We start from the raw sequence: 12702 nt of genomic DNA on the forward strand, positions 1-12702 counted from the left end.
ATATAATCAATCATTGTGAGTTTAATTAGATTTTAATTGACTCCCCTTGCTCTCCAAATCACTGGAGAGCCGACAGTCCACAAGGAGGTGTAATTCATGGAAAACAAATACGAAATTACTTACATCATCAGACCAGATATCGACGATGCTGCCAAGACTGACTTGGTAAACCGCTTCGATAAGATCTTGACTGATAACGGCGCAAACGTAATCGATTCAAAAGACTGGCAAAAACGTCGTCTTGCTTATGAAATCGGCGGTTACAATGAAGGTACTTACCACATTGTTAACGTTGAAGAAGGCGACAACGACCAAGGTCTAGACGAGTTTGACCGTCTTGCTAAGTTTAACAAAGACATCTTACGTCATATGATCGTAAGAAGAGACGACAAATAATTAGAATGAAAGGAGTTTTTCAGTATGATTAATACAGTAGTTCTTACTGGACGCTTAACACGAGACGTTGATTTGCGATACACCCAAAACGGCGCAGCAGTGGGTACTTTTACGCTAGCTGTTGACCGTCGTTTCACTAACTCAAATGGTGATCGGGAAGCTGACTTCGTCAACTGTGTCATTTGGCGCAAATCAGCTGAAAACTTTGCCAACTTCGTGCATAAGGGTTCCCTGGTTGGAATTGAAGGTCGAATTCAGACCCGAAATTACGAAAACAAGCAGGGTCAACGGGTTTATGTTACCGAAGTAGTCGTTGAGAACTTCACTCTCCTTGAACCACGTTCACAGAACGGAAATGGTCAGGGTCAAGTTAACAACGGTGGCAATCACGCTCCTAGCGAAAATCCATTTGGAACTCCAAAGACGAGTGGTCAGGCCGCTCCTAACAATAGCAAAGGTAACGACAATTCGAAGGATCCGTTTGCTAACTCTGGAGACCAGATTGATATTTCCGATGACGATCTTCCATTTTAATGGAACGATTTGATTAATGTTTTAGGAGGGAATTACACATGGCTCAACAAAGAAGAGGTGGCCATCGTCGCCGTAAGGTTGACTTTATCGCCGCTAATCACATTGAATACATTGATTACAAAGACGTTGATTTGTTAAGACGTTTCGTATCAGAACGTGGTAAGATTTTACCTCGTCGAGTTACCGGAACAAGCGCTAAAAACCAACGTAAGTTGACCATTGCGATCAAGCGTGCCCGCATCATGGGCTTAATGCCATTCGTAGTTGGTGACTAATTAAGAATTTGAGACTTAACTAATTTAGTTGGGTCTTTTTTTTATCCGATTATTGGGTTGCCTCAATGTGATAAAATAGAAGCTATAATGGAGCGAAGATGGGAGTTACTATGAAGAAATTCTTTTCACAAATGACGTTGCCGCCATTTTTAAAAAATACACGATTAAGAAAAATTACGATTTTTATTGCAATTTCATTGATTTTGGGACTAGTAATCGCCTTTCTCTACAACTTCTTTATCGGAATCGTTCTTTTACTGATTGCTTGTGTGGGACTCGTCTATACCATTAACACGATGAACCGCGTGGGTGAAGAATCCGATAAGTACATCAATGATTTGTCCTATCAAATCATGCGCGGACAACAGGAGTCACTGCTTGAGATGCCGATTGGGATCTTAATCCTTGATGATAACCACGTGGTGGAGTGGATTAATCCATATTTACAGCCATACTTTGATAGTACGGAGGTGGTCGGATATCCACTTGACCATTCTGCTCCAGACCTCTTTGACATCATTCAGGCAAACCTTGACCAGACCAAGCCAATTGAGGTCACCTGGCGCGGTCACATGTTCGACATGTTGATTCAAAGAGAGTACAACACCGTCTACATGATGGACATTACCCGTTATGCTGAGATTGAAAAGAAGTACGAAAACGGTAAAATTGCGGTCGGCCAGATTTTTCTGGATAACTTTGACGAAATTACGCAGTCAATGAGCGACCAGGACGTCTCGAACCTTAGAAACTACATCACCAACGAACTGAGCTCGTGGGCGCAGGAATACGGGATTTTTCTAAAGCGAATTGATGCTGATCATTACTTTATCCTGTTGTACGTTTCCGCGTTGAATCAAATTGAGGCGGATAAATTTAAGATTTTAGACGTGATTCGAGAAGATACCTCGAAACAGAACCTTCCTTTGACCCTTAGTATTGGGATTGCATACGATGATAATAACCTGAACAACTTAGCCGACCAGGCTCAGAGTAACCTTGATTTAGCCCTCGGTCGTGGTGGCGATCAGGTGGTTGTTAAGGCCAAGGATAAAGAGGCCCGCTACTATGGTGGAAAGACGAACCCAATGGAGAAACGGACTCGGGTCCGGGCGCGAATGATTTCCCACGCTTTACAAGAGTTAATGAAAGAATCGGATCAAATCTTTGTGCAGGGTCATGCACAGCCTGACATGGACGCGATGGGAGCCGCCATGGGAATCAGACGGATTGCCCAGATGAACGGGAAGCAGTGTTGGATTGTGATGGATGACGAAGAACCGCACTCAGACATCAAGCGGTTATTAAACGCGATTGATGATTATCCAGACATTAAAGAATCAATTATTACTCCAGATAAGGCGTTGAAAAAGGCAACTGACAACAGTTTGCTGATAATGGTTGACCATTCCAAACCTGACATGGGTGTTTCTGGGGATCTTTACAAACGCTTAAAGAACCGCGTGGTCATCATCGACCATCACCGACGTGGGGAAGACTTTCCCGAGAATCCGATCCTGGTTTACATTGAACCCTACGCTTCGTCAGCCTGCGAACTAATTACCGAGATGTTTGAGTACCAGTCTCAAGACGCCGATCCAATCAACCAGTTAGAGGCGACTGCCATGCTGAGTGGGATTGTGGTTGACACCCAATCCTTTACGATTAGAACGGGAACGAGAACGTTTGATGCGGCGAGTTATCTGCGGTCAGCGGGTGCCAACGCTGACGAAATGGCCGACTTCATGAAGGAAAGTATCAATAATTACATGGCCCGAAACCACCTGATTTCCATGATGGAACAGATTGATGAGAACATGGCCCTGATTACCGCTGAAGATGATAAGGAATATGATTCGGTCATTGCCGCGCAAGCCGTTGATTCGCTACTGACGATTGACGGAGTGGAAGCCTCGTTTATCGTCTTTAAGCGGACGAACGGGAACATTGGAATTTCGGCGCGAAGTAATGGTAACATTAACGTTCAGTTGATTATGGAAGCACTTGGTGGAGGTGGCCACTTATCAGCGGGAGCTACGCAAATTCCCGACGAAAGTGTTTCAGAGGTTAAGAAGACACTACTAGGTGCCATTGATAAAATCGTTAATAACGATGATAAAACCGACCAATAGCAGAATTAGTTTAAATCTGTTAAATTATTAGTAAACAAGGAGGGATTTAAAATGAAAGTAATCTTTTTAAGCGATGTTAAAGGCAAGGGCAACCGGGGCGACGTTAAGGACATGCCATCTGGGTACGCTAACAACTTTTTGATTAAGAAGGGCTTGGCTAAAGAAGCTACCAAGCAAGCTATCAGTGAATTAAAGGCTCAACAACACGTTGAACAGGAGCACGAGCAAGAGGAACTAGCAGATTCCAAGAAACTAAAAAAAGAACTTGAAAATGACAAAACCGTCGTTGAACTGAAGGCCAAGGCCGGATCTGACGGTCGCTTGTTCGGTTCTATTACCAGTAAACAGATTGCTCAGGGACTTTTGGATCAATACAACATTAAACTGGATAAACGGAAGATTGAATTAAGTGAACCAATCAAGACCATGGGGTACACCGATGTTCCCGTTAAGGTTCATCCCCAGGTTTCCGCTCAAATTCGGGTTCACGTCAGCGAAAAATAGTCGTAAGTTGCAGTTAGAAAAGAGTCGATAATGAACAACGATACTTTAAATGATCACACGCCACCACAAAATATTGAGGCCGAAAAGGCCGTTTTGGGTTCCATTTTTCTGAGTACCGACGGTTTAGTTGACGCGATGGAATATCTGAATCCAGATGACTTCTATAAGCGAGCGCATCAATTAATTTTTAAGGCGATGTTGGATCTAAATGATGACGATCAGGGCATTGATGCCGTGACCGTGACTGATCTTTTGAAGCAGCGGGACCAACTGGAAGACGTTGGTGGTGTGCCTTACATCATTGATCTGACCAACGCCGTCCCAACGGCCGCTAATTTGGTCTACTACGCGAAAATTGTAAGAAATAAGGCCGTGCTCAGGCGCTTGATTCAGACGGCTACTAACATTGCCACTCAGGGATATGAACAGTCCGAAGACGTCGAAGACCTCTTAGATAATGCCGAACGTGACATTATGAACGTCTCTGAGGACCGTAATCAGTCGGGATTTAAGAACATCAAGGACGTTTTAAACGAATCATTTACAAAGATTGACCAACTTTCTCAAAATGGTGGCGACGACATCACGGGACTTGCGACTGGTTATCATGAGCTCGACAAGATGACGACCGGACTTCATCCCGGCGAATTGATGATTCTAGCTGCCAGACCGGCCGTTGGTAAAACCGCCTTTGCGCTAAACATTGCGCAAAACGTGGGAACCAAGACCGACAAGACGGTGGCCATTTTCAGTTTGGAAATGAGTGCCGAATCGTTAGTGAACCGAATGTTGTGTGCCGAAGGTAGCATTGACGCCAATCACCTTAGAACGGGTCAGTTGACCGAAGAGGAATGGCAGAACCTAGTCATCGCGATGGGTAGTCTTTCTAAGGCCCACATTTACATTGATGATACTCCCGGCAATAAAATGGCTGGAATTCGGGCCAACTGTCGTCGTTTGGCAAAACAAACGGGAAACTTAGGGCTGATTGTGGTCGACTACCTCCAGTTAATTGAGGGTGGTAATAAAGAAAACCGGCAACAGGAAGTGTCTGAGATTTCCAGACAACTTAAAAAGCTGGCCAATGAATTACAGGTGCCAGTGATTGCGTTATCTCAGCTTTCGCGTGGAGTGGAACAGCGTCAGGACAAGCGTCCGGTGCTGTCTGATATCCGTGAATCGGGGTCAATCGAACAGGATGCTGACATTGTTGCATTCTTATACCGAGAGGATTATTATGAACACGATTCAGATGATGATGACCAAGATCCACGTTCCGATGTTGAAAATGATGATGATAACGTTGGCGAAGTTGAAGTTATTATCGAAAAGAACCGTTCGGGTCCACGTGGAACGGTTAAACTGCTCTTTATTAAATCGTATAATAAGTTTTCATCGATTTCATACGCTTCAAACGATGGTGTACAGTAAAAGGCCACTTACAGAGTAAGTGGTCTTTTTATTAAAATTAAGAATGATTGAGAGGATTTTCAATGAATAACAATGAAAAGACACAAGGGTTGCCAAAACTTACCACGGCCGCAATCTGGTTTCTATCCTTTGGAATTCTTGGAGTCCAAATGGCGTTTGGCTTAATGAATTCGCAACTGGGAAGAATTTTTCAGACCCTCGGGACTTCTCCGAGTCTTTTAGGGCTTCTGTTTATTATTCCCCCAATTGCGGGATTATTTGTCCAACCGTTAGTGGGAGCGTGGTCCGATCGAACCTGGGTGCCAAAATGGGGAAGAAGAATTCCCTACCTCATTATTGGAACCGTTGCTTCCGCCATTACCCTGTTTCTTTTACCAAACGTTGGTGATTTTGGCTGGCCGAGCATCATTACGATCTCACTGGCCGCCGTCATCACGTTGGTTTTGATGATTGCGTTCAATATGTGTGTGCAACCCTACAAGATGTTGATTGGTGACATGGTTAATCAACGCCAGAGTGGGTTTGCTTACTCAATTCAGAGTTTTTTCTTAAACATTGGAAGTGTGCTAGCGTGTTTATCGCCGTGGGTTTTCACCGAGCTCGGGGTCAGTAACACCGCTAGTAAAGGGATGATTCCTAATTCAGTCATTTTTTCGTTCTACGTTGCGGTGATCGTTTTAATCTTCTGTACGTTTATTACCGTCATGAAGGTTGATGAGTATCCCCCTAAACAGTTTAATGACTATCATGGACTGGAGCAGAATGGCGAACGGGCCAAAAAGAGTACGTGGATGCTTTTAAAAGATGCTCCACGCGTTTTCTGGGTGGTATCCATCATCCAACTTTTTGCCTACATTGGCTTTGCCTACATGTGGATGTACGGGACGAGTATCATTGCCAAAAACGTTTTCAACACAACCAATCCGATGAGCAGTGGTTATCAGTCCGGTGGTAATTTATTTGGAATTTTATCGGCCGTTTATGCTTTATCAGCTGTTATTTTTTCACTTTTACTATCAAGAATCCCCCAACGAAAGTATAAGTTGCTCTTTTCAATTAGTTTGGTAATTGGCGGAGTCGGCTTTTTGATGTCAGCATTCTCCCACACCGTTTTCTTGCAGGTGCTTGCGTTTATTTTGATTGGCATTGGATGGGCTGGCGTTTCGGTCTACCCGTTGACTTTTGTAACCCGTGAGATTCCAGGAAAGTACATTGGTGTGTACATGGGATTGTTTAACGTTCAAATTTGTATTCCCCAAATTGTGGCTTCGCTTGCCAGTCCACTAGTTGTGATGGCAATCGGATCCATTGCTAACATCTTTGCGATTGCGGCGGTTACCATGGTTTTGGCTGCAATCTCAGTATGGATCTTAAACGACATTAAGGACTAGTTGGAGGTGAGAACGTGCAGGTAATTGATGTAGGTGGTTTTCGGGGGCATCCACTGACCGTTTATTTCGATGGGTTGAACGTCTATTTTGACTACTTAGATGTAATTAATTTATTGAAGCCCAAAATGGTTTCACTTTCAGACAGTGAACTAGTGACTGATGAAAATGGAGTTAAACGATTAACCGTTTTAGGAACGTGTCGTCTTGCTTCCCTTAGTAATTATCCATCTGCTGACCGACTAATGCGCTGGATTCAGCAGCAGGTGAAACCAATCGTGTTGCGTTACGGAAATAGTTTAAAGCAGAATCAGATCACTAAATCAATTGATGACGTTTACGGTGAGTTACACGTAAGTGGGATGGAAATGACGAAACGTGAGTTTTACCAGTTCTTAAGAGCCCATCACTACACCACCAAATGGCTCAAGGGAAATAATAGCCCCAGTGACTTGAGTATTAAAAAGCAGTTAATGGTGCCAAAAATTGGTCATTTTAACTTGCCTCAACCATGTGGAGCGGATAAACTATACGTAAACGCGGCTTTTACCACCAATGGTGTCCAAGTTGTGATTAATCAGTTGAAAGAAGTAGATGAAGTTGCCTATCAACAGGTTTCATTGTTTTAAATGATAATTGTTCCACGTGAAACAATTGATGTAATCCCATGGTGTTCAAGGATTAGAGGTGTTAAGCGTGAAAAAGCAACATGTCCTATCGTTAATCTTGGCCTTTTTGGCGGCGATGTTTTTGATTCTCGTTCCGTTTATTGAGGATCAAAGCTTGATTTGGATTGGTCTGGCGATGGCCGGTTTTTGTGTTGTTTTAGCAATTTTAACCGAGATTTTAGCAATTAAAAAATAAAAAAGGAAGGATCCTTCGCAATTAACGAAGATGGTCTTTCCTTTTTTAGTGAAATTAATGATATAAAAAAAGATCATGGCGTTAACCATGATCATGATATGCGATGGGCAGTCAGGGGATCGAACCCTGGACCCACGGATTAAGAGTCCGTTGCTCTGCCAGCTGAGCTAACTGCCCAAATCAAAAGTACATTTATTATAATAGCATACCGCAAAACCCCATGCAACACTAATTTACAAAAAAGGCGAAATTGCAGATACGGAAGAAATACTGAAAAGAGCTGTTATTAATTAACAACAGTTGTTGAATAACGTGAAGCGAGTAATTTGATGTGTTACAATTTAACTAGGATTGAGCGTAAAATAAGCCTTGATCCCAAACTTGATTGATATAGGGACTGCCAGCAGTTCAAAGGAGACAAATAATATTATGAAGAAAAAAATTCTAGTTGTCGATGATGAAAAACCAATTACAGACATTGAAAAATTTAGTTTAACCAAAGAAGGATTTGACGTTGACGTCGCACACGATGGGCAAGAGGCCCTTGATAAGGTTGATAGTAACACGCCTGACCTCATTATTCTTGATCTCATGTTGCCAAAGGTCGATGGCTTAGAAGTTGCCAAGGAAGTTCGAAAGACCCACAACATGCCAATTATCATGGTGACTGCCAAGGATTCTGAACTCGACAAGGTATTGGGTCTAGAGCTCGGTGCCGATGATTACGTTACTAAGCCATTTTCCAACCGTGAATTAGTGGCACGGGTCAAGGCCAACTTGAGACGGCAGAACATCACTGGCTCAGCTGGGGAAGGGAAAGACGATAATCACGATATCGAAATCGGTGACCTGGTGATTCATCCTGACTCTTACTCCGTTACTAAACGCGGAAAGGGTGTTGATCTTACCCATCGAGAATTCGAACTTCTTCATTACCTAGCCCAACACATTGGTCAAGTGATGACCAGAGAGCACTTGCTTCAGACGGTTTGGGGCTACGATTACTTCGGTGACGTTCGCACCGTCGACGTGACCGTACGTCGTTTACGAGAAAAAATTGAAGATGATTCAAGTCACCCCAAGTGGTTAGTAACCAGACGTGGGGTTGGTTATTACCTGCGGGATTCCGAAAAGGAAGAATAACCCAAATTGATTAGTTTAGAGGTATTCATGTAATGAAGAAGAAAAGACGTTGGCACTTTTTAAGGTCCATTCATTTTAAGATTGCGTTAGTTTTCGCCTTAATGATGATCATTACCTTGGAAGTAGTGGGTGCCGTTTTTGTGCGTCAACTCGAGTACCAAAATTTGAATACGTTTAAGGACTCCATTCAACTGAAGCCCTACGTTAATACATCCCTTAAAAAGCAGTTAGCCAAAAAGAATCAAACCAAGGCTAATAAGCAGATTCAGACGATCCTTGAAGACGTTGATACCAACAATTCTGATGATATTCTGGTGGTGGATTCCAGGGGAAACATCCGTGGAACCAATCAGAGTAGCGACCAGTCGTTAGTGGGACAAAAGACCACCGACAATGACATCAAGAATGCCTTAAATAACGGTAAAACCATCGAGAAAAATACTTACAGTGATGGGAACCGTTACTACACCATGATTACACCTTTGATTAACAGTCAGGGCAATGAAAACAACATGGAAGGGGTCGTTTACGTTCGGGCTAATCTGAATCCGGTTTACCAAAACATCAACAGTATCACCTTAATCTACCTGTTTGCGGCGATCGTCGCCATCATCTTGGGACTACTGTTAACGTTCATTATTTCTCGGGCCATTACGAAGCCAATCGACGCGATGAAGAAGCAGACGGAACAGATTGCTCGCGGAAATTATTCGGGGCACGTTAAGGTCTACGGAAATGACGAGTTGGGTCAACTAGCGAAGGCCGTCAACAACCTGTCAGTGCGGGTGGAAGAGTCTCAGGAGTCAACCGAGTCAGAGCGAAGGCGTCTGGATTCGGTCTTAGATAACATGACCGACGGGGTGGTTGCCACGGATCGTCGCGGAAACGTCATCATCATTAACGATGAGGCACTTAGTTTTCTAGGCGTTAGTAAGCAACAGGTCATCGGTAAGTCCATCCTAGATGTCTTGCATTTACGCGACCGGTTCACCCTTAAAAACTTGATTGAAGACCCAGGACAGGTCAACTTGGACTTTTCTGATCACGACCATAAGCTGATTTTATCAGCTCATTTTTCGTTGATTCAGCGTGAATCCGGCTTTATTAATGGGCTTGTTTGCGTGTTCCATGACATCACCTTGCAACAAAAGATTGATGACGATCGGAAGCAGTTTGTATCCAATGTTTCACACGAACTACGAACGCCCTTAACCAGTGTGCATTCCTACATTGAAGCCTTGCAGGACGGCGCTTGGAAGGATAAAAAGTTGGCACCCAAATTTTTGAAGGTCACTCAGGACGAGACCGACCGAATGATTCGAATGATCAACGACCTTTTGACACTATCGCGGATGGATTCTGGGACCCAGAAGTATGATACGGAATTAGTTAACATCAACAAGCTCTTTAACTACATCTTGGATCGTTTTGACATGATCATTAAGACCGATGACGATCCGAAAAAGAAGAATTATTCCATTAAACGGGACTTTACTAAGCTGGATCTGTGGGCTGACATCGATACCGATCGTTTTACCCAGGTCATTGATAACATTATGAATAATGCGATCAAATATTCACCAGACGGTGGCGTCATTACCTGTCGGCTGTACGAACAGAACAACCGCATCATCATGAGTATTTCTGATCAGGGATTAGGAATGCCACGAAAAGCCATTAAACACATTTTCGATCGTTTCTATCGAGTCGATAAAGCTCGTTCACGTGCTCAAGGTGGAAGTGGACTTGGGCTCGCAATCTCTAAGGAAATTGTGGAAGCCTTTGGCGGCCATATTTGGGTCGATAGTATTGAAGGAAAGGGTTCAACGTTCTATATTTCACTACCAAACGAACCAGTCGAGGAGGATCTTTGGGATGAAGGAGAAGCTTAAACCTTATATTTTACCGGTTTCACTGTGCATTGCCGTACTAGTCAGTTTAGTGCTCATCGTGGCGCTACTGGTTAATCCAGCTCGCTTTGGGAGTCGAATGCATCAGGATAAATCAGCTACGCTTAAAAGCGAAGTTTCTTCGAAGAATCGTTATGATATCTATTCTCCCACCGAGGTTATTACTACCACTAGGAGTGAGAAACAGAAGTCGCTCACAAGTGAGACCACGAGTTTGACCGGTGAAATCGTCAAAAACATCAAGACCTATCAGGTCAAGTCAATCAAAGAGGTCTCAAAGGATAACCAAAAGCGGTATATCGATACCCTTAACTCTGAAAATTCGCTGATGCTGAATTATGGTGGCGAAGTTCCAGTTAATTTGTTAAGTAAGATTTTTAATCATAAGGTGAAAAAGAATGATTTCAACGTTGATCGCATGGTCATCCCACTAAATGACAGTACCCACTTTTACCTGCTAGGCGATGACGGTTACCACGTGTACCAGGTCACCACTAAAAAGCGGAATTTAGCCAAGTTACAGAACATTCTTACTACGAAAGTCCAAAGTGTGGACGTTCAGATGCGGACGTTAAACGATCGCCCGTTTCTCTTCTACCCAAGCCAGGTCAAGATGCGTAATTACGGGTATTTACTCGCAGAACAGTCCCAGACGGCTTACATTAATCGGGTATTGGGTAATACGACGGATACCAGCGTTAAGCACCGAAAGAAGAGTACGACCTACAGTAGTCGGGACCAGTCGTTAAACTTTGACAATGAGGACAACGTTATTTATCAAGACTACCAGCAAAGTAAGCGGGGCCACAGCTATGAGGATGTTTTAAATTCAGCTTATCGTTACGCTAATAAACTAGGAATTCCACTGGATAATGCTCGTTTTGACAGTTATAATCCGGTCAAAAACACCGTCACCTACCGAACGTTTGTGGAGGGTTATCCCGTCTTCAATCAGAAGCGACTGGGAACGTGTTCGTTTAAGATGGGAAATGGTGGAGCCAATCGTTATGAATTTTCACTTTTAAGTTTCCAAATCCCAATTCCAACGAACGCCGAAAGTACCACCCTTCCAAGTACTGGAACAATCTTAAACCAACTATCCGCTCAGGGAATTGACATGAAGAAGGTCAGATCCATCACCCTTGGTTACCAAGTTGTTCCCGAAAAGAACAACAAGCAGTTAATCACCTTGCAGCCATCCTGGTTCGTTAATTATGACGGCACCTGGATTAACTCCCAGCTAATTGGCAATGGAACCGGAAAGGAGAGTTTCTAATGAATTTTAAGCGAATTCAAGAGATCTTCTTGCTGGCTTTCATTATTTTAGACGTCTTCTTGGTCCTAATGATTGTTCAAAACCAAAACATGCAGTCCGAGAACACGAGTCAAAACAGTGCGAACTCCACCATTATCAAAGAGATGCGCAGGGATGAAATTTCCGTTGGGAAGCTCTCTAATAAGCGCTCTAACGGTTACTACATTTCCGCTTCTAATGATGGTAATCTCGCAAATGAGATGGGTAACTTGAAAAATCAGGACGCGCGCTTTGAAAACGGCGCGGTCGTAAGTACGTTGCGGACGCCAATTGACATTGATAATCGGAACCCACAGAACACGCTGGACCCGCTCATGAAGAAAAAGAGTTTTGTGATTAACGGTGAGGATTATGAGTACGACCAAAACCAGTCCAATTCAAGTAAGATTGTCTACATTCAGAAGGCTTTGACGAGTAATTTGATGGACAATAATGCCAGAATCATCTTCTATTTAGATGACGACGGGAATATTAAGAGTTATACGCAAACGGCGCTTAATAACATCAAGATTTTACACGAGAGTTCTGAGACCATTTCGGAAGAACGGGCACTGATCTGGCTCTACCAGTACAATGAAATTCCCAACAGCTCCAGGGTGCTTTGGACCAGAAGATCGTACACTAAATTGTTAAACATTAATAATAATGGGGTCTACATCCCTACTTGGGTCATTGCCATCCAGACCCGCAACTCCAAGGACGTTTCCGTAAGGCGGATTAACGCCTTCACTGGGTCGGTCTTAAAGACCGAAAACGTTCAGGAGAACTTTAAAAATAAAATCACAAGTGGGACAGAAGATAATTAGAAAG

General features: G+C 43.3%; 13 protein-coding genes and 1 tRNA gene. 13 read left to right on the forward strand and 1 reads right to left on the reverse strand.

The window, feature by feature from the left end:
- Positions 1 to 96 precede the first annotated feature (96 nt).
- The 9 genes from rpsF (at position 97) to AC6UDG_RS00540 (ending at position 7524) form a co-directional block, all read left to right on the forward strand.
- The gene (gene rpsF / locus AC6UDG_RS00500) at positions 97 to 396 is read left to right on the forward strand and encodes a 30S ribosomal protein S6 (protein ID WP_500694200.1); all 300 of its coding nucleotides are present in this window, start codon (positions 97 to 99) and stop codon (positions 394 to 396) included.
- Positions 397 to 420: 24 nt separating this feature from the next.
- The gene (ssb, locus tag AC6UDG_RS00505) at positions 421 to 930 is read left to right on the forward strand and encodes a single-stranded DNA-binding protein (RefSeq protein WP_500706081.1); all 510 of its coding nucleotides are present in this window, start codon (positions 421 to 423) and stop codon (positions 928 to 930) included.
- Positions 931 to 968: 38 nt separating this feature from the next.
- On the forward strand, positions 969 to 1205 hold the full coding sequence (gene rpsR, locus AC6UDG_RS00510) for a 30S ribosomal protein S18 (protein ID WP_010022194.1): 237 nt from the start codon (positions 969 to 971) through the stop codon (positions 1203 to 1205).
- A 110-nt stretch (positions 1206 to 1315) separates the two neighbouring features.
- Complete coding sequence (locus tag AC6UDG_RS00515; RefSeq protein WP_500694198.1) at positions 1316 to 3337, forward strand: DHH family phosphoesterase; 2022 nt, start codon at positions 1316 to 1318, stop codon at positions 3335 to 3337.
- Positions 3338 to 3388: 51 nt separating this feature from the next.
- A complete protein-coding gene (gene rplI, locus AC6UDG_RS00520) occupies positions 3389 to 3841 on the forward strand; it encodes a 50S ribosomal protein L9 (protein WP_500694197.1) in 453 nt (150 codons plus the stop codon).
- 30 nt (positions 3842 to 3871) lie between these two features.
- Positions 3872 to 5272, forward strand: a complete 1401-nt coding sequence (dnaB, locus tag AC6UDG_RS00525; protein WP_500695952.1) for a replicative DNA helicase — start codon at positions 3872 to 3874, stop codon at positions 5270 to 5272.
- Between the two features lie 62 nt (positions 5273 to 5334).
- Positions 5335 to 6663 carry an MFS transporter gene (locus tag AC6UDG_RS00530; RefSeq protein WP_500706082.1) on the forward strand — a complete coding sequence of 443 codons (1329 nt, stop codon included), beginning with the start codon at positions 5335 to 5337 and terminating at the stop codon, positions 6661 to 6663.
- Positions 6664 to 6677: 14 nt separating this feature from the next.
- Positions 6678 to 7289, forward strand: coding sequence for a hypothetical protein (locus AC6UDG_RS00535; protein ID WP_500706083.1), 612 nt, complete (start codon positions 6678 to 6680; stop codon positions 7287 to 7289).
- A gap of 67 nt (positions 7290 to 7356) precedes the next feature.
- The gene (locus tag AC6UDG_RS00540; RefSeq protein WP_500706084.1) at positions 7357 to 7524 is read left to right on the forward strand and encodes a hypothetical protein; all 168 of its coding nucleotides are present in this window, start codon (positions 7357 to 7359) and stop codon (positions 7522 to 7524) included.
- A 104-nt stretch (positions 7525 to 7628) separates the two neighbouring features.
- Here the strand turns inward: AC6UDG_RS00540 and AC6UDG_RS00545 are convergent.
- Positions 7629 to 7701, reverse strand: a tRNA-Lys gene (locus AC6UDG_RS00545).
- A gap of 252 nt (positions 7702 to 7953) precedes the next feature.
- Here AC6UDG_RS00545 and yycF point away from each other — a divergent pair.
- The 4 genes from yycF to AC6UDG_RS00565 are packed head-to-tail and all read left to right on the forward strand — an operon-like array spanning position 7954 to position 12698.
- The gene (yycF, locus tag AC6UDG_RS00550) at positions 7954 to 8667 is read left to right on the forward strand and encodes a response regulator YycF (protein ID WP_039143559.1); all 714 of its coding nucleotides are present in this window, start codon (positions 7954 to 7956) and stop codon (positions 8665 to 8667) included.
- A 32-nt stretch (positions 8668 to 8699) separates the two neighbouring features.
- A complete protein-coding gene (walK, locus tag AC6UDG_RS00555; RefSeq protein ID WP_500706085.1) occupies positions 8700 to 10559 on the forward strand; it encodes a cell wall metabolism sensor histidine kinase WalK in 1860 nt (619 codons plus the stop codon).
- The gene (locus AC6UDG_RS00560; RefSeq protein ID WP_500706086.1) at positions 10543 to 11853 is read left to right on the forward strand and encodes a YycH family regulatory protein; all 1311 of its coding nucleotides are present in this window, start codon (positions 10543 to 10545) and stop codon (positions 11851 to 11853) included. The genes walK and AC6UDG_RS00560 overlap by 17 nt, the downstream gene beginning before the upstream one ends.
- Positions 11853 to 12698, forward strand: coding sequence for a two-component system regulatory protein YycI (locus AC6UDG_RS00565; RefSeq protein WP_500706087.1), 846 nt, complete (start codon positions 11853 to 11855; stop codon positions 12696 to 12698). The genes AC6UDG_RS00560 and AC6UDG_RS00565 overlap by 1 nt, the downstream gene beginning before the upstream one ends.
- The last annotated feature ends 4 nt before the right edge of the window (positions 12699 to 12702 follow it).

It is taken from the genome of Fructilactobacillus sp. X2R1C1, from assembly GCF_059901435.1.

Coding starts and splice junctions, on each gene's coding strand:
- rpsF (WP_500694200.1), top strand. CDS start 97: ATGGAAAACAAATACGAAATTACTTACATCATCAGACCAGATATCGAC.
- ssb (WP_500706081.1), top strand. CDS start 421: ATGATTAATACAGTAGTTCTTACTGGACGCTTAACACGAGACGTTGAT.
- rpsR (WP_010022194.1), top strand. CDS start 969: ATGGCTCAACAAAGAAGAGGTGGCCATCGTCGCCGTAAGGTTGACTTT.
- AC6UDG_RS00515 (WP_500694198.1), top strand. CDS start 1,316: ATGAAGAAATTCTTTTCACAAATGACGTTGCCGCCATTTTTAAAAAAT.
- rplI (WP_500694197.1), top strand. CDS start 3,389: ATGAAAGTAATCTTTTTAAGCGATGTTAAAGGCAAGGGCAACCGGGGC.
- dnaB (WP_500695952.1), top strand. CDS start 3,872: ATGAACAACGATACTTTAAATGATCACACGCCACCACAAAATATTGAG.
- AC6UDG_RS00530 (WP_500706082.1), top strand. CDS start 5,335: ATGAATAACAATGAAAAGACACAAGGGTTGCCAAAACTTACCACGGCC.
- yycF (WP_039143559.1), top strand. CDS start 7,954: ATGAAGAAAAAAATTCTAGTTGTCGATGATGAAAAACCAATTACAGAC.
- walK (WP_500706085.1), top strand. CDS start 8,700: ATGAAGAAGAAAAGACGTTGGCACTTTTTAAGGTCCATTCATTTTAAG.
- AC6UDG_RS00560 (WP_500706086.1), top strand. CDS start 10,543: ATGAAGGAGAAGCTTAAACCTTATATTTTACCGGTTTCACTGTGCATT.
- AC6UDG_RS00565 (WP_500706087.1), top strand. CDS start 11,853: ATGAATTTTAAGCGAATTCAAGAGATCTTCTTGCTGGCTTTCATTATT.